Origin of the sequence: Methylobacterium sp. SyP6R (assembly GCF_019216885.1) — a bacterium.
GTDB lineage: Bacteria > Pseudomonadota > Alphaproteobacteria > Rhizobiales > Beijerinckiaceae > Methylobacterium.
This window is the reverse complement of the sequence record NZ_JAAQRC020000001.1, coordinates 4,241,025-4,260,547: the sequence shown is the minus strand read 5'-3', so window position 1 is coordinate 4,260,547 and position 19,523 is coordinate 4,241,025. Positions and strand designations below refer to the sequence as shown.

Sequence of the window (19,523 nt, the reverse complement as noted above, 5' to 3'; positions counted from 1 at the left end):
GAAGGGGCCGTGTGGGTCGGTGGCTGATCAGTCCAGCGACAAGCCGTCCGCCTTCCTCGCCCGCTTCCGGGGCGAGGGGCGGAACCAGCCCAGGTCCAGAGCGACATGCCGTCAGAGCCAGCGTAGCTTAAATTCGAAGCGCGTCTCAGTGCTGACGCCGTCGAAATTGGGCACGACTATGTTGGATGGACCGTGGCTCGATGGCATTGTCCAAATCCCGCGGTCCCAACACCACTCCAAGAAATCCTCAACCGTGTCATCCACGATCTTGAAGGTGTCCGCAGTCTGAGAGAGGGAATTAAAGTCCTCAAGGATATCGACGAAGATGCTGCGGCCAGTCCTGTGGTCCGTGCAGACGAGGTTCTTGCCAACCTCATGGCGACATGGGCGTCCACCATACATGTTTACGGGTCCGGTGTAATACGATTTCCGTATGATTCGATCAGCTTAGCTGTGAACTGACGGGTGTGCTGGCGCATTGGTCGGTCATGCTGTTTGTCGAAGGAGGCGGCGATGGCTGGCCCGGTGGCCCACCTGAGCGTGTCGGAGTTGGCGGAGCGCTTCACGGCCTGCCGTGACGCGCGCACCGCCCGCCAGACCCAGGCGATCTGGCTTCTGGCCAAGGGCCACAGTTTCGCAGAAGCCGCCGCGGCGACCGCCTTCAGCGAACGCTGGGTGCGCCGTTTGTGCGAGCGCTACAACGCTGAGGGGGTCGAGGCGCTGGGTGATCGGCGCCGCCACAACGGGGCCGCGGCCAGCCTCCTGACGCCAGATGTCCTCGAGCGATTGCGTCAGCGCCTGGCCGAGCCGCCGCCGGACGGGGGCGTGTGGACGAGCCGCACGGTGGCGGACGTCCTGGCCCAGGACCTGGGGCGCGAGCAGGTGGCGGTGCAGCGCGGCTGGGAGGCGCTCAAGGCGCTGGGCTGGTCGCTGCAACGGCCGCGCCCGCGCAACCCGCGCGCGGCCACGCCCGAGGCTGCGCAGGCTTTTAAAAAAAGTTGGCGCAGGCCGTCGACGAGGAGGAGGCCCGTGAGCCGCGCCTGCCGGTCGTCGTCTACGCGATGGACGAGCACCGCCTCGGCCTGAAGCCGGTCACGCGACGGGTCTGGGCGCCGGCGGGAGAGCGGCCGGTGGCGCTGGGCCAGCATCGCTTCAAGTGGCTGCACGTCACCGCCTTCGTGGCGCCGGCCATGGGCGAGACGGTGTGGTACCTCTCCAACGGCCTGTCCAAGCCGTTCTTCGAGCGACTCTTGGCCGACTTCGCGCGCGAGGTCGGAGCCGGCACGCGCTGCCGGGCGGTGGTGATGCTCGACAATGCCGGCTGGCACACGCAGCCCAATCTAAGCGTGCCCGAGGGTGTGCGGCTCGTCTACCTGCCGCCCTATACGCCCGAACTGCAGCCGGCCGAGACGTTGTGGCCGCTGGTCGATGAGCCGGTGGTCAACCGGTACATCGCCAACCTGGATGAGTTGGAACGCGTGGTCGAGCAGCGGTGCGCGACCTTAAGCGAACAGCCCGGCCTCATCAGCTCACGCACAAGCTTCCACTGGCTGCCCAAAACCGCAAAGCCAAAGCCCAAGCTGGCCTAATCAACCGGAAAGCGTATAATACAACTCAAAATACCCTAAATCAGCAATGCTCAGCCTTGTAGCGGCCCCAGATCGATCCGTCGAATTAATTTTGACCATCAACCGGCACGCATGGTTTGATGCACTTGCCCCGGAAAGGGGACCGACCCGTTGCGGGCTCGGCTTCATTTGGAGCAGAAATTGTCAAATCAGATTCAGGCCACGCCCGTGGCCTCAGACCCGTTCGCGGTGCGCCAGCAGATCGTTACAGACCTGATCGATTGCCTCAACCAGGACCTGATTCAGGGCGCGATCCCCGAACTTTCCTTTATCGCTGATGGCCTCGACGGCCTCCCAGACCAGAAGGTCACCGACTGGCTGAAGAAGCACACCGACCACACCCAGAAGGACATCGATCGCGCCTTACGGAATTCCCGGATCAAGGCTGATCTCGGTGGCATCCCGCAATACGCCGAGGAATTAGTTGAGAACGTCGTCAAGCGCGACAAGACGATCTGTCTGTACAACGGCCATATCGTTAAGGAAGGTAAACCGTTCATCGATGGAACGTTCGTCACACCTGAAGAGATGAAGAACCCCGAAATCGCGGAAAAGGTCTACTTCGCCTGCCCCAAGAAAGTGAACCTCGACGCGTTCATGCGTCAGCTTCGCATGGCCTCGGACAAGCACCGCCTCGCTTTCGCCGACCGCGCCATCAACGATGCAGTCACTGAATGGGTCGAGAAGGCTCGCCGCGAGCGCCGGTACGATCTCTTTACGGAACTCGCGGGCCCCATCCTGCCCATGAACCTACGCCACGATACCGAACTGCTCTGGCGAGAGGTGGCCAACCGACTCTTCGTCGTGTCTGAAGACACTCCAGCAGAATTCATCGTTGCCGTCCTGAAGAAGTTCATGCATCAGGTCAAACGGAAGCTGCGCGGCCTTCCCGTGTATGACCACTTGATGCCAGTCATCCTCGGCCCGCAGGGCAAGGGCAAGAGCACGTTCGTCCGGAAGATGCTCGATCCGGTGCGCGAACTCGTACTCAGCGTGGACTTCAAGATGATCGAGGACGATCGGAACATCGATATCTGGCACAGCTACGTACTTTTCCTCGACGAGATGGGCTTCGCCTCGAAGGCCAACATCGACACGATAAAGAACGCCATCACCGCTGAAACCCTTACCCGCAAACCCCTGTACACGAACAGCAAGGTCGAGATCGATCAGAACGCAACGTTCATCGGGTGCTCGAACAAGAAGCTGGAGCAACTGATCAAGGACCCGACTGGCATTCGTCGCTTCGTAGCCCTCACGTACCGCAACGATCCGGACTGGAGCTTCCTAAACCAGATCGACTGGACGCTGATGTGGAAATCGGTCGGTTACGATGACACCGACCCAATGGCTGGATTCAAGACCATGCTCGCCGAAGCTCAGGAAGATTCACGCGAGATGGGCCGGGTTGAGCACTGGTTGGATGAGTTCAACCCGAACAGCCATCCCAGCTACGAGCCAGACGCCCGTGGCCGTGTGCGCGCCAATTTGCTCCACAGCCTGTTCCGGGACTTCGAGGACCAGCACTACCCCGGACCGCAGAAGACTAGCAGCACCGAGATGGGCCACGAGATGCGCCGGCTGTGGGAGGCCGGCATGAACACCCGGTTCGAATACCTGGGTCGGCAGAGCGGCGGCTACTACTGCTACCGAGACCATCACGCGAAGTGAGGTGATGTCCCAACAGATCCCAACGATGTTCCAAAAATCGTCCAGTCTTAAGTGATTGAATTCGCTCACAAATCTTGAGAGCGTGGGATAATTGGGACACTTGGGACATCTTTATCTAAAAGTTATAGAGAAAAAATAATTAGTGAATAGCTGGAGTTGGTTTTGCTGTTTTCATGTCCCAATTTGTCCCAATTGGCTGATTGTCTCCCCTTCAAGAGTTACCTCATCCGATGATCACCGCACGCGAGCGCGCCCGCGACACACGCAACCTCGAATCACTGCTCAAGCCCATCGGGCGGGAGATCCGCGAGGTGCACATGCACGCGGCCCGCATCCCGCAGATCGGGCCGATCTACACCGACCCTGAGACCAACCAACTGCCAGATTGATAGTCGAGCCAGATTCAGCAGATTCAGACATTGATGAACCGACAGAATCGCCTAATTTAGCAGCGAGACGAGATCAAAAAACATATGGCGCACTAATCATCCAGACGCTATAAAGAGGATGACAATCACTCCAACACTAAAGCCCCGGGCCACAAGCCTGGGGTTTTCTTTTTCGTCTACGCACTCTGCCCTGACCCACCAGCCCAATTAGATCCAGCACCATCGCAGATTCGACGCGAGCGGGTGCGGGACTCCAGTATCCCCGCCGCCAGATTCAGGAACTCGCGATAGGCTGACTCAGAGGCGCGATGACCCTGAAGGCGATAAGGGTGGTACCGGCGGTTCGAAGCGCCGCCCGGATGTTATAATCGCAGATTCCGGTCGGGCCCGGGTGCAGCGGGCGACCGTGGCCGCGATCACGGCCAGAGCCGAGGCGGCGGCGTAGTACTGGAACCGAAGGCTGGACCACGGGACCGCTGAGGGTGGTGAGTGGGATTCGGCGCTAAGGTTGTAGCCAATCCTTCAAGACTGCAAAATTGAGCAGGTGTGGATAGGTGAACAATGGGCGTATGCTTCGCGTGCTAACTGTTACGACCCTCGAAACGGATCTCATTTGGCAGACTGAAGGTGGAGCACCTGCTATGTCGGAGGCGCGCGAGTCAATCGGATCTAAGATCATTGTAGGTATTGTCATTGCTGTCGTCGCTTCTACAATCGGATATTTTATTTCATATCTGGATGCACGAAGAAAAGATCAGATAACATATGTAAATTCACAGGTCGAAAGACTTTATGGACCTCTTTTCTCATTGATTCAAGCCAACAATATTGCCTGGAATCATTTTCAGCAAGGCTACTGGCCTCATCGCCAGCAATACTTTCAAGCGGGAGTCACACTAAGTTCTGACGATATCGAACTGTGGAGAAGATGGATGCGAAACGTTTTTCAGCCCATAAACATTAAGATGGAAGACGCTATTGTAAATAATGCGCAATTGCTTGTGGGGGAGAAAATGCCGCCAATGTTCCTTCAGTTTATTTCGCACAGTGAGGCTTACAAAGCTGTAATTGCAAAGTGGAAAGAGGGATCATTAGCAAATTCAGAAGAATTTTCCGCACGTGCCAATGTGTCGCCTGTGAGTTTTCCCGCGCAGCCGGACTTTACGGATTGTATAGTCGCGCAATATCATAGGCTGAAGTCTATTCAACAAAAACTTCAGGAGCAATTTGTTGGCTGGTTCACCAGCTTAACAGAGGAGCCTGTCAAAGAATGTCGTGCGCGGAAATCCTGAGTTTTTTTGCTTAGCAACGAGGGCGTAGAGGGTGGCTGTGTCTGGCGGCGGATACAGACGGTTGTGGGGATTTCTTCGGCGACGCGGATTCAAGGCATTCGCTCGACCCACTCCGCACGCGAAGGGCCGGGCTCGAACGGATCGGCGAAATACTGGGTTTCACGAGCTACCTTGCCTTCGCAGAATTCCATGATGCTCACGGTGTAAGACGGCCGTCCATCGTAGGTCAGAATATATTCGGTGATCCAGAGATCGCCTGTGCCTGTAATCCGACGTACTGTGAAGTGCTTTCGGTTTGGCTGTGCAGTGCGGGACGCCTGAATTTTTTGTCGCCCGCGAATGCGCTCGCTCGACTGCGGATATTCCAGCACGGCATCCTCCCGGTAGATCTCATGCTCCTCCTCGAAGTTGCTCGCGTCGGACGCGGCCCAATGGTGATCCAGCGCCGCCCGAATTCCTCGATCGTCCATATCGAGCCTCCTTGAGCATCACCGCGGATGTGAAACCATTGTAGCACGCGCGCTGGAACCGACCTGTCTGGTTTAGATGGGAACCGGCTGCTCAATAGGCGGGTGCCGAGCGGCACCCTGAAGGTTATGAACGCGTGCGCGCTGCCTTATTTCAATGGGCGAGAATGCGGACTACGCTTCCTGTCCCGATCCCAAGCTCCATGGCGACTCCGCCTTTCCTCATGCCACCGGCGGCGAGTTCTCGAATCTGATTCGTCCTCGTTAGATCGGCCATCGCATGGCGATGATCGCGCTCGATAAGTCGTAGATCATGTCTGCCGCTAGATTCAGGAACTCGCGTTTGGCTGATTCAGAGGAGAAGGCCGTGGCGGCGACAAGGTGCGCCGCGCACCGGCCACTGAAGCTCCATCAGTCCGCGGTGTAGGCCCGCCCCATGGCCGGCGCGCCTCTTCGGCGAGCCCGGCGATTAGAACCATAACGCCACGCCCGCGGAATCTCGTGGATTCGGATTCGGGCTCGGCTCAGGTGCAGCGAGCGTCCCTGGCCGAGATCACGGTCAGAGCCGAGGCCGCGGCGTAGTGCTGGTCCCCCGGGCCGGGCCCGCAGGACCGGTGAGAGTGGGAAGCTACCATCAGGGCTGTGTCTGGTAGCGCCCACACCGTCCCGTCGCGTTCAAATACTGGGACGTGCGTATCTGATCCCACTCGCAGCTTCGAGGTGGACGGCAATGGCCAGGATCGTGCTCTCCGCAAACGGACGTGTAACCAGTTGCACACCGATGGGCAGCCCCTCGCCGCTCGTGCCGAACCGCAGAGTCATCGCCGGCAAGCCGGTCACGTTGAACGGCACCGTCGCGCTCAGCATGTGCCGTGCAGATACCGTCTTGCCGTCGATGACGAACTCCGCAAGCCCGTGCGGCGGCGCAGGGATTGGCGTCACCGGGCAGAGCAGTGCGTCGTAGGTCTCGAAGAAGGCGGTGAAGGCGTCCTTCAGCCGTTCCACCGCCTGATGGGCCCGCACGTAGGCGTCCGATGCGATGTCGGGCCCTCGGAGCACCGCTTCACCACTCCTGAAGAGAGGTTCGGACCGGCCCGCCATGACGCGCTGGAACTCCGGCTTGACCTCTGCGGCGAACAACACCGCCGACAGCGCGACGCCGTCGCTTTCCTCCAGCACTGGTATGCGCACACGCTCGACGGCGCAATCGAGGTCCCGCAAGGCGTGAGCCGCCGCCTCCACCGTCGCGGCCACTTCCGACGCGATAGGGCCGAAGCCGGGCTCCGTGAGCCACCCGACTCGGATCGGCCGACTGGGACCGGCGGCGTTACCCAGGTCGAGTTCGCGTGGGTAAGCTGCGTACCCGTCAATCCCGTCCGGCCCGGCCATGATGCGGTAGCCGAGCGCTACGTCGCGCACGCTGCGTGCCATCGGCCCGACATGCCAGAAGCGGCGCGGCACCTGCGGCCAATGCCCGGTGATGGGAATGCGCCCGTGAGTTGGTTTGAGGGCGGCAATGCCGGTATGGGCGGATGGTCCCCGCACCGAGATACCAACATCACTGCCGATTCCGATCGGCGACATCCCCGCCGCGATGGCTGCCGATTCGCCCCCGCTTGACCCGCCGGGCGTGCGCGCGAGGTCCCAGGGATTGTTCGTGCGACCAGTCAGCAGGTTGTCGGTCTCGGTCCAGTAGCCGAACTCGGGCAGGTTTGTCTTGGCCAGCAGGATGGCTCCGGCCCGCTTGAACCGTGCGACAGCGGTGGCGTCCGCTCGCGGGGTCCGGCCCGCGAAGACGGGCGAGCCGCGCTGGGTCGGCACGCCGGCGGTGTCGAGGGAGTCCTTGACGGTGAAGGGCACACCATGAAGCGGACCAAGTTCGGCCCCTGCAATCACGGCGGCCTCCGCCTCCTCAGCGGCGGCGAGCGCCCGTTCGGTGGTGAGCGTAACGACGGCGTTGATGCTCGGGTTGACCGCGGCGATGCGGTCGAGGTGCGTCTGGACGACCTCGACTGGCGAGACCTCCTTCGCCCGTATGAGGGCGGCCAGTTCCGTCGCGTCGGCATCTGTCAGGATTCGAGCGACCATGGGCATCTCCGCAAAAAGCTCGAATGACGGGCAGCCGAGCGATAGCCCAACTCGTCTATCTACCAGTTGATAGATTGCCTTGTCGCACGCGGCCGTCAATGGCTATCTGCCGCCGGACTGGCTTGGGGATTCGGGATGGCGGACAGACGAGAGGCAATCTTGGCCGCCGCACGCGCGACCGCACAGGCCCACGGCTACGCTGGGCTGAACTTCCGCGACCTCGGGGCTGCGGTCGGAATCACTAGCGCCAGCATCCACTACCACTTCCCCAGCAAAGCCGCCCTCGGTGCAGCCGTGGCCCGGCGATACTGGGAGGACTCGAAGGTCCGGCTGGACGCGTTGTGGGAGGAGAGTGAAGACCCGCTGTCCTGCCTCGCCGAGTATCCCCGCCTGTTCCGCAGAGCGCTGGAGGATGGAAACCGGATGTGCCTGTGCGGCTTCATGGCCGCCGAGCACGATGACCTCCCCGACGAGGTCCGGTTGGAAGTCCGCGCCTTCGCGGACGTTCAGGTCGCGTGGTTGGCGCGGATGTTGCTCGCCGCAGGGGCCGGCGAGGGGCCCACTGTGATCGAGCAGAAAGCGCGCGCCATCTTCGCGGCGGTAGGCGGCGCGCAGGTGATGGCGCGGTCGCGCGCGGACATCAGCGTCTACGACGACATCATTGCGGGTTACCGGGCGAGCGGCCTGCTGCCCGCTTGCCGGGATGAATGACCTGAAGAGACTTTCGTGAAGTTCGTGATGGGTGGAAAGCGGACGCACCGCATATAGAGTGAAGATCTATCCCCAGTCTGAGCGTACGGTAACATAGAATTCCACGATCACCCCCCCGCGTCAGCGACAACTAGGACCGTCTATGAAGCTGCCCTCACTGCCTTATACACCTGTCCATTGGGACGCCTTACCCGCAACAGAGCACCAGGGAGAAACTGGAACGGCGCTATGGCGGACGCTCAACAACGGCGACGTTAGAATGCGCGTGGTCGAACTCTCACCGGGTTATCTGGCTGACCATTGGTGCGATCGTGGGCACATCGTCTACGTGATTGAGGGAGAGGTGACGAGTGAACTGAAAGATGGTCGCAGCTTCATCATGAAACAGGGCATGGGCTACACGGTGTCGGATTTCGGCGACGCAGCGCATCGATCGTGGACGAAGGATGGTGCCCGGCTCTTTATCGTGGACTAGGGTCCGAGAAGCTTCGGAAGCCGCGGTTCACAGGTTCAAAATCCGCCGGCAGCAGTCGGCTGATTCACCGCCTTCGCAGGGCGGCGGAAAGCCGGATGAGCTTCCGCCTTTCCTCATGCCACCGGCGGCGAGTCCTCGAATCTGATTCGCCTTCTTCAGAACGGCTACCGCATGGCAATGATCGCGCTCGACGAGTCGTGATCATCGTCGCCGCTAGATTCAGGAACTCGCGAATGGCTGATTCAGAGGTCCCATGGCCATGGCGGCTATTAGGATGGCCCTAGTCAGACGACGCGCTCGCTCCGGCGACCGCCCCGCAGGCTCCAGCCCTGTCGGGAAAGGGTCGCTGTATTTGTTCCTGTATGCACGTCTGCGCAATGCATCGTGCACGAGCTTGAGCAGCGTGGAGCACACCTGACTGTCCCTGACCCGCACATCACATCTCAAGGGAGACCGGCGTTATCGCCCAGGCGAAGGCACACCGGCCCGTGATTCGCACCGGCCGAGGCCCCATCGGCCAGTTTCGGACGCGCCATTGTTGCAAATTTCTAGGCGCGGAAGCGAAATACGCCTCTGACCCTGATGTCTCGCTCTGCCCGCCAAGGATACGGAATACAGTTCTAATCCAATATCTCGCTTTTCTCGTCAGGAACGCGGAATGAACCATCAAAATATTTCAAATATTACCAAATCAAATTCCGGCGTAAGGCGAATACATTTTAAACAGAACAATCAGGATATATTGGTGCAATAAACGATAAATTTATTATATTTATTTTTTGATCAACATCACCGCCCCATATTTTTTAATTTATCTATGATGTAACTCTTGGCTTCGACTACGTTCAACGTAGGCTGTTGGGAATTTTCGAATTTTGCACCACTTGTAACAGCAATTATCTGATATATATCACCTTGGTGGGCCGTTATATTTTCCATTGAAGCATTGATTGTAGGCTCGCGGGCGCTTAAACCTTCGATAGCATGGGGACCTGCTGACCACAGACGCTCCGCCCAAGTTTCACGGATTAATTGCCCCTCATCGGTTTCACGTAATTTCAAAACAAGCTCAAGTGCAGCACGTGGATGCAAATGTTTAATGTACCTGCTAAGGTCGCTCAATGTGAGCGGCTTAGTTACGAACCCAGTAAAATCATATCCACTTTCAGGCAATCCGAGCTTACTAAACAAATCGACGGATTTGTTATGGACGTTTTTTGACCTATTGAAACTGTTTGGATCAAGATAATCTTTTAATACATCAATTCTTGATGGCGAAGCACAGAAGGCCGATGCTATCCCTTCCGTGCTCTGAATGAATTTGCTGTGAGCAGAATATCTTAAGGTTCTCGCGGCAATCATTAGTTGCCTCCGCGACTCTTCCCCCCGGTTTTTAAGCGAAAATAAATTGACAAACTTTTCTAATGACTTTTGTGTTCTGAATAATCGCGATTGGAGATAGGATTCGTAAAACGTTTCTTCTGTTTCATTGAACTCAGAAATTCGTATGTTTTTCCTAAAAATAGGCATAATAGATAACGCAATTTCCTCATCTGTAATTGTAACAGGCATCGGCCGGACCTCTACAGTCCCAGATAGCAAACGAGTCAAGTACTCAATATTATCTCGGTAAAACTCGCTTTCTATACTCAATACATCGAAATCCGTTCTGATTTCCTTGTACAAAAGTAAATTATGAAGCACCATCAGGAAACTGTTTAAACGAGATTCGATACGTTTCTTAATGTTTCTACGATCCGAGCCCCATCTGTCGTACGTACTATCAATGTAACTTTCCAGTCCAACCATTTCTTGCAAATACTGACTGGCAGCGTACAGGCTAGATGTGTCGATAACAGCAATACCCTCAGAACGATTTTTGTTTTGCATTAACAGACTCCTTCGATATGCGACGACCTCATTATAATCCTATTTGCTTTTCGATTAACTTCGCTACGACAGTAGCGCCAACTTTCTGGGCGATTTCGCCTATGTTATGAGAAAGTTTACCTATAATACTAGTAACACTATTCTTACTACCAGATTGCGCTTCTCTTATCGCATTTTCTATCGCTATAGTATCCTCACGCGCTTGTTTTTCGATAAATTCCTTGACAATTTGCAATTGCTCAGTAATTTTATCTCTATTTTTATCCACAATATCAATGATTTGCTCAACGCTCCCGGCAGCATCTACGTCATGCAGAATTTGATTCGCCGCGATGTTCGATTTCTGTACAACATCACGACCAGACTTGATACCTGTCGCCTTCTGATGCACTTTCATTTACTGTCTCCATTCAAATATTTTGTTTTTTACCTGATAGATCTTCCTGCTTTATGTGATCACCAAACTCTTAGTCGTTTGATACTCTATCGGCGTTGCCCAGGCGGTATAACACCACTACAGCACCGTTCGGCAGGAAATGCTAAACATTTTTGGCTTGTCCCAATTAGAACCTCTGCTCCATATCCGCAGTTTGGGTATGCCCATCCTACACCATCAGCCAAGCCAGTCTATAAAACCATCTTGACCATTTAAAACAGACCGGCATGATGTGAACCATCCCAAATGAACCACTGGGCCTTCTGATGTTCGTCCGTGCCTACCTTCGGGCTTCCACCTCCGAGCAGGATGCCCTGCGCGCCAGGGCATCGCTTGAGGCGTTCGCCAGCGAGCATCGCCTGCACATCGCGAGTTGGTACGTCGAGAACGAGAGCGGATCAAAGCTGGCCCGCCCCGAACTATTCCGCCTGCTGAAGGACGCCCGCGCCGGGGACGTGCTCCTCGTCGAACAGGTGGACCGCCTTTCCCGGCTCACATCCGATGACTGGGAGAAGCTGAAGGTGGAGATCGCGGCACGTAGCATTCGTATCGTCGCCCTGGATCTACCGACCTCGCACATGATGGCGACTGCCGGCCCGGATGACTTCACCGCTCGGGTGTTCGAGGCGGTCAACGGCATGATGCTCGACGTTCTCGCCGCTGTGGCCCGTAAGGACTACGAGGACCGCCGTCGAAGGCAGGAGCAGGGACAGGCGAAGGCGAAGGCGGAGGGCCGCTACAAGGGCCGCCCTGAAGATTCCAAACGGAACGCCATCATCGCGGCCATGCTCTCTAAAGGGATCTCGTGGACACAGATTCAAGCGGGAACTGGGTGTAGCCGGGCCACGGTGGCGAAGATCGCGGTCCGGTTGCGAGGTGAGGTGCCAGCGTAGGTACTGGGCTCATGGTGATCGGAGGGAGCGCTGGGGGTCGGAAGTGGACCGGACTCGCTGCTCAGTAGGGGGGCACTCCGTCTCAAATCGGCCGACTAGTGCACTGACGCCTTCAAAAGGTACACAGCACGCGTCGAATTCCTTCATGATCGCAGGCAGTTGGCTGAGGAGCGCATGGCACGTTTGTCCGTGTCAGTGCACTAGTTTAAGGTCAGCCTTCAATTAAGGCTTGTTTTCAGAATGTGACACTGCTCTTCTATGTACACATTAACGATTGCGGCTGGGGAAACATGGCGGGCGGTGATGAAGCAACCAAAAAGGACCATCGCCAAGGTTCAGAGACGAAGCTGCGCAAATCTCGACGCCCGATCAACAAAATCAAGCTGCGCAGCGAATTGCTTCAAGAAAACATCCAATCGTATGAGGACATTATAAACATCAATCGCTTCGAGCGTCGTGAGGCTCCATCAAAGAGGGTAGCTAATTTCTCCGAAAAACCACCTACCAAAACGGAAATTTTATCTGCACTTCGGCCGTATGCTGAGGCAATTGGTCAAGCCAATATTCAATGGAACAAACTTCAGCAATGGTTTTCTACTTTTTTCTGGACGATATTTGAAGGCAATAATGAGGAGGCTGTGGCAGTTTGGAATGTAACTACTTCCGACCGCACTCAAAGATACATGTTGAGAGAGGCTGCCAAAATAAAATTTATCGTGCGAGCGCATCATCCCGATATGCTTACTGACGATCAAGCAGAACGCTCTTACGCCATTTTCGATCACATTATTTTTCTATTGGATCAGGCTGAAAAATTAGAAGACATTCGCAACAATGCCATCCACAGTCCAATAAAAATAAATTATTCAATTGATCATTTTAATGTTTACCTTGATCGAGAAAACTTCAGAGCACAAGCGTTTGTCGAAAAACTTCGGAATAACAATATGAGAATAGTGGATGAGTTATACCATCTTGAGAAATCTGTATCAATTCTCAACAAATTTGCTTCCGATTTTTGGCATTGCTGGGTGCGCAATCAAGCATTGCCGGAAAGACCTCGAATGCCACATCGCGCTCCTCGTCGCCGACGCAGCCCATCGCGACGGAAATCTGAGACCAAATAATGGCAGCCTCAGCCTGGATCGTCCCGTGCGCTTAGTCATTTGCATATAATAGCCTCGTTTTCACAATAATATTCTATATTCATAGACGATATTACAAAATTCAAGAGTTGGTCATGATCTGTTGTCTAACTACAATCAATCCAAGTGTCTACAGTTGTACATAAAAAATCTGGGGTGAAGACTGTTGAGATTTTATTCGCAAGGGCCTGGAAGCCGTCCGGAGTGGCCGCTCACACTTCTTGTGCTCTAAGCGCAAATACTGGACGTAGACACAGACCATTACTGACCCAGCGTCGCACCATTGCTGCCGCTTCACGGTCCGTCACCGCCACCATCACCAACCACCGCTCCTCATCGATTCGGACTTCCCTCTCGACGTATCCATCACTGGTTTTCAGATTCAGGACGGCTACGAGATTCACGAGGTCGGTCGCTGCGACGACGAGGGAAATTCGGAACGCCGTCATCGAACCGCGCGCCTTCCGAGAAGGTCAGCGACGTGTACATCCCGGAGGATGGTCGCATCGATCTCGCGCACCTGAGAAGCGACCTCGTCTGGCAACAGGTCGGCAGCTTCAGCGAGCCGGTGACGTACGCGCTCAACCACACGATGATTCACCCGTGCCACGCTACCGTCCCGCCGGCCGTAGTCGCGAAGTAGATCCTCGCTCATCCCGCACCACCGGATCGAGAATGCGGCTCGGGAGTCGGTCAAACCGAGGGCTTGCGCGCGCTCGAATGTGTTGAGTAGTTGGTATCCGTACATGACCTTCCTACAATTTGCACGCCGGGAAATCGACCGGGATAAATGTATTTATTGATTGTTGCACACACTCAGATTTACGGGTGTTAAGACGTTCTACGCGCCTGTGAACCTCAACGCCGCCGCGCTTCGGACGGGACAGATGCGGTGGCGCGGCACCGCCAATGTCGCAGATTCACTCGACAAGGCGGCTCGTCGAAGCTCCCTCCTGGCAACCGAAATCAGGTGCTCTGATTCAGTTTGTCTCGCAGGTCGCCTAGCTTGACGTTGTGGCGCATGTCCTCATCGCGCATCTGTCTCGCTACGGTAGCCTTGCGCTCGGAGGCGCGGCGGGCCTGTTCCGGTGAGAGGGGCGGTTTCGTACCCGAAGGTGGTTCAGGGCGACGGACCGCGGGTGCTGATGTGATTTCTCGGAGTCTCATCGACTATTTACCCTGGCACCGCAGACTGCTGGTGCTCGGGGCGGTATATCCACTGATCACATTTAGCCAGTGGCGGCGACTAGAGTGAAGCGTCTGCTCCGTCCCTAGAGTAGTCTCATCAGCGATCGCCTGGGCGGACTCCGCTGTACTTTTCGTGGCTGGTGACGATGTATTGTCAGAACATGTCGATTCAATAAAACAGGGAAGGCAACCGTGGCCGGCGCGATCTCGGGGACTCAGGCCAGAATCTCGCCCAGAAGCTTGATTTCAAACTTGCTGTGGGCCCTGGCCTGTAAAAGAATAAGGGTCACTCGCTATTTAACCAAGCCCCAAATGGGCGGCTTTAATGGCTGGAACCACTCCCGGCGCTTAGAGAGTAGTCCGCGGATTGGTACTGCTCGGGTAGTTCGGAGTTGAAGACGAAGCGCTCGATCCGCTCGTACGTCTCGCCTGTCCCCAGATCTGTTGGGCGCAGGCAGTCGGAGATGAGCATCCGCAGCAACGTCGCGGTGCGGTCGTCCCGGACGTACACCCGCTTGTGACCCTTGCTCCGGTAGTAGGCGAACGAGACGTTCTCTGGACCGAGTTGATCGGTCAGGTAACGGGTCAGAGGACCAAGACCCCTCGCCTTCCAGGCGTCGTCGCGCACCCGGAACATGAAGCAGTCCTTAATGAACCCAGGCGGGTCGTAGTCCTTCACTGACATCTGTCGGTCGCCCTTCGTTAATGCGAGCATCCTACAGGACGGACGAGTTCTTCAGAACGGGCAAAAACAGCGAATTTGGTCGCTATACCGAACATCTTGCCGAATGGTTAATGCGCAGCGTCAGAACCCGATTTCGTTGATCCACCGTTGGAGCACAAGAATTGGGAACTGGCCGTACTTGACGTGGGCTTCGCCGGTCTCGTGCCCGACGATCTCACGTTGGACATCGCGGTCGCAGCCCGCGTTCCGCAGCCGGGTGTGGGCGCGGTGGCGCGTCGAGTAGACGACCTTGCGCGGGTCGGTAATTCCGGCCCGCCGGACCGCCCGCAGCAGATTCTTGGAGATATTCTTCAGGCTCGGGTCCTCGAACAACGGCCCGGTGATCCGCATGGGCAGGTAAGGAATCAGGCAATCCGGCAGCGGTACCTTACGCTTGCTGCTCTCGGTCTTGCTCCCGACCTTGACGTGTCGCACGCCCTGTTCCTCAAACTCCTCCCGGATCGAGTACACCTCGGAATGGCGCATTCCAGTTGCGGCCAGCATGAGCCACATCAACCGCTCATCCCGACCGAGCTTCGGCAGCACGTGATCCCGCATCAGCCGCATGTCGTCCTCGGAGAAGTCGAGCATCTCCTTGGCGTCGTCCTCGTGCGCGATGACTCGGAAGAAAGGATTCCCCTTCAGGTCGCCGGTCTCGTTCGCGTGGTTGATCGGCGCGGCGAGGTAGTTGATCAGCTTCACGATGGTCGCGGTCTTCAGACCCTTGGCACGCAAATGCTCGGCAAAAGCACGGCCTTCCTTGCGGGTGCAGTCCTTGATCAGCTTTCCGCCAACAAATTCCTTGAACTCCGCCCAGGTGCGACGGGCCTCGGCGTCGTAGTACTTGTTCCGGGCCTTCAGACCGAGGTAGTCGTCGAGGATCTGGATATCTGGGTCGGGCCCCTTCAGTTTCTTGACCTTCAGCCCGTGCTCCTTCGCCTCCGCGGCGGTCGCCTGCCACTCGACGACCTCGCGCGACCGATTCGGCCGGATCTCGACCACGTTCCCGGACGCATCCACGTGGATGGCCTGAGCAGGCGTGGCGATGATCTTCGAGCCGTCCTTCTGCGGGTGCTCACGATTCGGCTCGTAGTCGTACTTCTGGGTCATTTTGCCCACTCGGCGCGAGCGGGCTGAAATCAGCATCAGCTTGTGGGTGCGGATCAGTGGCGCGGCGATGGCCAGCGCCTCGTCGCGGTCGGCTGTTTTGAGCGAGATCTCTTCCCGCCGGCGACTCCATCCCTGCTCCGCTGGGATGCTCGACGGCTTGACCAACCGGAGATACCAGTTCGGGCTCCCCGCCCGCCGGTAGAGGTACTTCCCATGCCGCCCCGCCATCGTGTTTCTCCGACAGTGATGTGGGGCAGCATTGTCAGACACATTGTCAGACAGCAATTCCTCAATGATTTCAAAGAACATAATGCTGTGGATGGCGCTTGGTGTCGCCTCCCTCTTGCGGCACCATTATTTTTCAATGGTTTAGATGGAAATCAGCCGTTGCTTGCTTCCCAGAAAACCGAGTTGGGAAGCGCATGGGAAGCGTCGGGCGGCGCATCAGGACAGACTCCTCAATCGTTGTAGGCTCGTGATGGCGGTCCAGACCGGCCGTAGTCCGACGCTGCCGCTTCGCTAATTGCCCACTCCCCTCTCTTGTCGGCCATGCTTCTCGGCATGCATAATCGCCGCGCCGCCGAAATTTTCGGGTTTAGAGAAAAGTGGCGCTTTGCGCGGTAGCGCCGGAGGTCTCGCATGCTGCCTGCGACCGAAAAAGAGCGGATGGATGTTGCGGCGTATTACCTATCGCAATCTCCCAGCGCGACCGTCAATTTCCTGCAAAAAGTCTATTCCGAAGCCATAATTGGCCACCAGCACGACGTATGGGACGTGCACGCAACAGATGGGCGCTGGTGGGTAATTACTAACCCGACGAATTTATATTCGCAGGACCAATTTCCGAACATGGACTTGGCCGTCACGTTCCACATGGGATTGTGTTTGCGAATCCCACGCGGCGAACGCCATAACGCGCCGGTCAGACGCCTAAAGCCCTTCGCTGCTGTCTTCGAGATGATGCGGGAGGTTTCTGACGCCCTCACACAAACCCGAAACGTCGGTGACTATCAGGCGATTGGAGTGCGAAGCCGAGAAGCCTTGCTCGCGTTCGTTGCGGCTGCGCAAGACGCAGCGGAATGGCCGGCAGATGAAAAGCCCAAGCGTGCTGATTTTCGGGCATGGATCGAAATAATTTGCAACACGGCTCTTGCGGGGTTGGAACAAAAAGAGCGTCGGCGCCTCTTGAAGTCCCTACTCAGCGAAGCATGGGTGTTTACCAATTGGCTCACTCACGCCCGTTCTGCGACATGGCATGATGCCGAAGCCGCTCAATGTACGACAGAGCACGTTTTAGGTTTGGCGATGTCGCTTGTGATCCGGCATTGCCGCGCGGTGCCCGAGACGTGCCCGGAATGTGGATCATCAAGCCTTTTTCCCGAAGAAGAAATGGAGGAGGAAAGCCCCGAAATTGTTTGGGAGCGGCCGGTTTGCGATAACTGTGGGTGGTCGGGAGAGGCTGTCCAAGTGGGTGAGCGTTCTGATGACGAATTGGAAGAAATTTTCACCCGCATCGGCGGTGAAGATAACGACGAATGCACGATCCCAACTGTTCCGCTTATGGGGCTCAAAAAGCCATCAGGTGAGTAAGAAGTTCTCCCGGTATCTAGCGCCGCGAGGGCTGCCTTGGTGCGGGCGGGAATCATTTTCCGCTCGGCCTGAGCGACTACGGCCATGGTGCCCACCACCAATTCATTTGCCTCGGACATATCGGCGGCGACGAAACGCACGCCTGCCGCCTGGAGGTTGAGCAAAAAGGCCGCGTCGCGAGACAGCCGGTCCAGCTTCGCAATGACCAGCGTGGCGCCGTGGAGGCGGCAGAGGCGTAAAGCCTCTGCCAGCTTCGGCCGGTCCGACCGCTTACCGCTCTCCATCTCGACTACCTCTTGAATGAGGCTCCACCGACCGCCGTTGAGATAATCCGTCACCGCCTTGCGCTGCGCCTCAAGCCCGAGCCGGACGCGCGCTGCTTCGCCGTGGAGACGCGCAGGTAGGAGATGAACTTGCCTTCGGCCATGGACGGTCACGCCTGTTACGAACTGACCAACGTTCGTTGAAAGCTTCGTGACAATCTTGACCTCTGGTCACAGGCGGGCAGCGGCCAGCCCGCGGCCGGTGAACGGTAAGCGGCCCGAGGTGAGTCCTGATGATCGAAGCGCAGTAGGCAAGCATTAAGGCTTGTCTCTGGCCGCAGCGGGCGAGCGTGGCGGCGCCTACAGCCTGTCGGGCCCCGCTCCGCCGCGCGGCTCCGGTGGCCCTGCGGATCATTGAGGAGCGGGCGGAGCTCGTCCGGCGCATGGCACGGGACGGGCGCGAGGCCGGCCGCCCAGCCGCCGGCGCGCTGTACGAGGAGCGCGCCGACGGGTACAGCCGCTCCACCGACATGATCCGCAAGGCCGTGCTCCTCCGGCCGCCGCCCGCCGAGCCCTCGGGCGACGGGGAGGCGTGAGCGACCGCCAGCGGGGATCGTCGGCAACGCGAATCTTCAGCCGGTGCCGCCGACAGGCGGACCGTCAGAGACGAGACCCGAGAGACGAGACCGATGAGGCGATCCCTCGCGCCCGGCGCAGCGCTGACGGCCTGGACCGAACTCGACACCGGCCCGATTCCGGGCGGGGGCGGCTCCCTGCGGCTGGTGCGGCGCGACGACGAATTCCTGATCGTCGTCGCCGGCATGGAGCTGATGGGCAGCCATCGCAGCGGCTCCGAGCGGGAGCTCGCGGCCCTGGCCTGCGCGGCCCTGCGCGACAATGCCGGCCCGCGGATGCTGATCGGCGGGCTCGGCATGGGCTTCACCCTGCGGGCGGCCCTGGCCGAACTGGGCCCCGACGCGACGATCGTCGTCGCCGAGCTGGTGCCGGCGGTCTTAGGCTGGGCCCGAGGCCCCCTCGCCCACGTGTTCGGCGGCTGCCTCGACGATCCGCGGGTCGCGATCCGGGAGGCCGACGTGAACCGGGTGATCCAGTCCGGGCCGCAGGCCTGGGACGCGATCCTGCTCGACGTCGATAACGGCCCGCGCGGCCTGGTCAGCCGGGCGAACGACCGGCTCTACGATTCCTGGGGCTTGAAGCGGGCGTTCTGGGCCCTGCGGCCGGGCGGCGTGCTCGCGGTCTGGTCGGGCTGCCCCGACCGCCAGTTCAAGGCCCGCCTGCAGCGCACCGGCTTTGCGGTCGCCGAGCACCGCATTCGCTCCGAGCGCCCCGGGCGGACCCCGCACGTGGTCTGGATCGCGACGCGCCCGGTCGAGGGCGACTGAGGAAGGCCGCGCCCGGGGACGAGGCGGCCTGCGCACCGGCCGACCGGTGCAAGGCTTGTCCCCGCGGCACCGGCCCGGATCCGAGCCGCTCGCCGGGCGCGTGTCGTCGGCCGATCATGGACCGACACTGTTCATCGGCCGACACCTGTCGGTGACCGCC

Annotated in this window: 18 protein-coding genes and 1 pseudogene; 12 read left to right on the top strand and 7 right to left on the bottom strand. The window is 58.1% G+C overall.

Annotated features, from left to right (window positions below):
- Window positions 1-513: 513 nt before the first annotated feature.
- The 5 genes from HBB12_RS19610 (at window position 514) to HBB12_RS19590 (ending at window position 4,980) form a co-directional block, all read left to right on the top strand.
- Window positions 514-1,086 carry a helix-turn-helix domain-containing protein gene (locus HBB12_RS19610; protein WP_236990882.1) on the top strand — a complete coding sequence of 191 codons (573 nt, stop codon included), beginning with the start codon at window positions 514-516 and terminating at the stop codon, window positions 1,084-1,086.
- On the top strand, window positions 1,062-1,589 hold the full coding sequence (locus tag HBB12_RS19605; RefSeq protein WP_236990881.1) for an IS630 family transposase: 528 nt from the start codon (window positions 1,062-1,064) through the stop codon (window positions 1,587-1,589). The genes HBB12_RS19610 and HBB12_RS19605 overlap by 25 nt, the downstream gene beginning before the upstream one ends.
- A gap of 180 nt (window positions 1,590-1,769) precedes the next feature.
- Window positions 1,770-3,299 carry a VapE domain-containing protein gene (locus tag HBB12_RS19600; RefSeq protein WP_236990880.1) on the top strand — a complete coding sequence of 510 codons (1,530 nt, stop codon included), beginning with the start codon at window positions 1,770-1,772 and terminating at the stop codon, window positions 3,297-3,299.
- Between the two features lie 230 nt (window positions 3,300-3,529).
- Entirely contained in the window at window positions 3,530-3,688 is a 159-nt protein-coding gene (locus HBB12_RS19595) for a hypothetical protein (RefSeq protein ID WP_236990879.1), read from the top strand.
- Window positions 3,689-4,329: 641 nt separating this feature from the next.
- Entirely contained in the window at window positions 4,330-4,980 is a 651-nt protein-coding gene (locus HBB12_RS19590) for a hypothetical protein (protein ID WP_236990878.1), read from the top strand.
- Between the two features lie 89 nt (window positions 4,981-5,069).
- Here the strand turns inward: HBB12_RS19590 and HBB12_RS19585 are convergent, their stop codons facing one another.
- Together HBB12_RS19585 and HBB12_RS19580 are read right to left on the bottom strand one after the other, a co-directional pair.
- Window positions 5,070-5,450, bottom strand: a complete 381-nt coding sequence (locus tag HBB12_RS19585; RefSeq protein ID WP_236990877.1) for a nuclear transport factor 2 family protein — start codon at window positions 5,448-5,450, stop codon at window positions 5,070-5,072.
- A 672-nt stretch (window positions 5,451-6,122) separates the two neighbouring features.
- On the bottom strand, window positions 6,123-7,535 hold the full coding sequence (locus tag HBB12_RS19580) for an amidase (protein ID WP_236990876.1): 1,413 nt from the start codon (window positions 7,533-7,535) through the stop codon (window positions 6,123-6,125).
- A gap of 135 nt (window positions 7,536-7,670) precedes the next feature.
- Between HBB12_RS19580 and HBB12_RS19575 the strand changes: the two genes are divergently transcribed.
- Entirely contained in the window at window positions 7,671-8,246 is a 576-nt protein-coding gene (locus HBB12_RS19575) for a TetR/AcrR family transcriptional regulator (protein WP_236990875.1), read from the top strand.
- A 142-nt stretch (window positions 8,247-8,388) separates the two neighbouring features.
- Window positions 8,389-8,721 (top strand): DHCW motif cupin fold protein, encoded by a 333-nt coding sequence (locus tag HBB12_RS19570; protein ID WP_236990874.1) that lies wholly within the window; start codon window positions 8,389-8,391, stop codon window positions 8,719-8,721.
- 789 nt (window positions 8,722-9,510) lie between these two features.
- Here the strand turns inward: HBB12_RS19570 and HBB12_RS19565 are convergent.
- Both HBB12_RS19565 and HBB12_RS19560 read right to left on the bottom strand, forming a co-directional pair.
- Window positions 9,511-10,611, bottom strand: a complete 1,101-nt coding sequence (locus HBB12_RS19565) for a hypothetical protein (RefSeq protein ID WP_236990873.1) — start codon at window positions 10,609-10,611, stop codon at window positions 9,511-9,513.
- 31 nt (window positions 10,612-10,642) lie between these two features.
- Window positions 10,643-11,008 carry a hypothetical protein gene (locus HBB12_RS19560; protein WP_236990872.1) on the bottom strand — a complete coding sequence of 122 codons (366 nt, stop codon included), beginning with the start codon at window positions 11,006-11,008 and terminating at the stop codon, window positions 10,643-10,645.
- A gap of 305 nt (window positions 11,009-11,313) precedes the next feature.
- Between HBB12_RS19560 and HBB12_RS19555 the strand changes: the two genes are divergently transcribed.
- A complete protein-coding gene (locus tag HBB12_RS19555) occupies window positions 11,314-11,940 on the top strand; it encodes a recombinase family protein (RefSeq protein ID WP_236990871.1) in 627 nt (208 codons plus the stop codon).
- A 242-nt stretch (window positions 11,941-12,182) separates the two neighbouring features.
- Window positions 12,183-13,067 carry a hypothetical protein gene (locus HBB12_RS19550; RefSeq protein ID WP_236990870.1) on the top strand — a complete coding sequence of 295 codons (885 nt, stop codon included), beginning with the start codon at window positions 12,183-12,185 and terminating at the stop codon, window positions 13,065-13,067.
- 1,528 nt (window positions 13,068-14,595) lie between these two features.
- On the opposite strand, the gene HBB12_RS19545 is transcribed toward HBB12_RS19550, so the two are convergent.
- Complete coding sequence (locus HBB12_RS19545; protein WP_236990869.1) at window positions 14,596-14,952, bottom strand: hypothetical protein; 357 nt, start codon at window positions 14,950-14,952, stop codon at window positions 14,596-14,598.
- 126 nt (window positions 14,953-15,078) lie between these two features.
- Window positions 15,079-16,335, bottom strand: a complete 1,257-nt coding sequence (locus HBB12_RS19540; protein ID WP_236990868.1) for a tyrosine-type recombinase/integrase — start codon at window positions 16,333-16,335, stop codon at window positions 15,079-15,081.
- 411 nt (window positions 16,336-16,746) lie between these two features.
- Here HBB12_RS19540 and HBB12_RS19535 point away from each other — a divergent pair, with 411 nt between their 5' ends.
- On the top strand, window positions 16,747-17,697 hold the full coding sequence (locus tag HBB12_RS19535; RefSeq protein WP_236992945.1) for a hypothetical protein: 951 nt from the start codon (window positions 16,747-16,749) through the stop codon (window positions 17,695-17,697).
- Window positions 17,698-17,717: 20 nt separating this feature from the next.
- Here HBB12_RS19535 and HBB12_RS19530 read toward each other — a convergent pair.
- Window positions 17,718-18,124: pseudogene (locus HBB12_RS19530) on the bottom strand (recombinase family protein); the annotation flags it as partial.
- A 279-nt stretch (window positions 18,125-18,403) separates the two neighbouring features.
- On the opposite strand from HBB12_RS19530, the gene HBB12_RS19525 reads away from it, so the two are divergent.
- Together HBB12_RS19525 and HBB12_RS19520 are read left to right on the top strand one after the other, a co-directional pair.
- Window positions 18,404-18,556, top strand: a complete 153-nt coding sequence (locus HBB12_RS19525; RefSeq protein ID WP_442919294.1) for a hypothetical protein — start codon at window positions 18,404-18,406, stop codon at window positions 18,554-18,556.
- Window positions 18,557-18,649: 93 nt separating this feature from the next.
- Entirely contained in the window at window positions 18,650-19,363 is a 714-nt protein-coding gene (locus HBB12_RS19520; RefSeq protein WP_236990867.1) for a polyamine aminopropyltransferase, read from the top strand.
- Window positions 19,364-19,523: the final 160 nt, after the last annotated feature.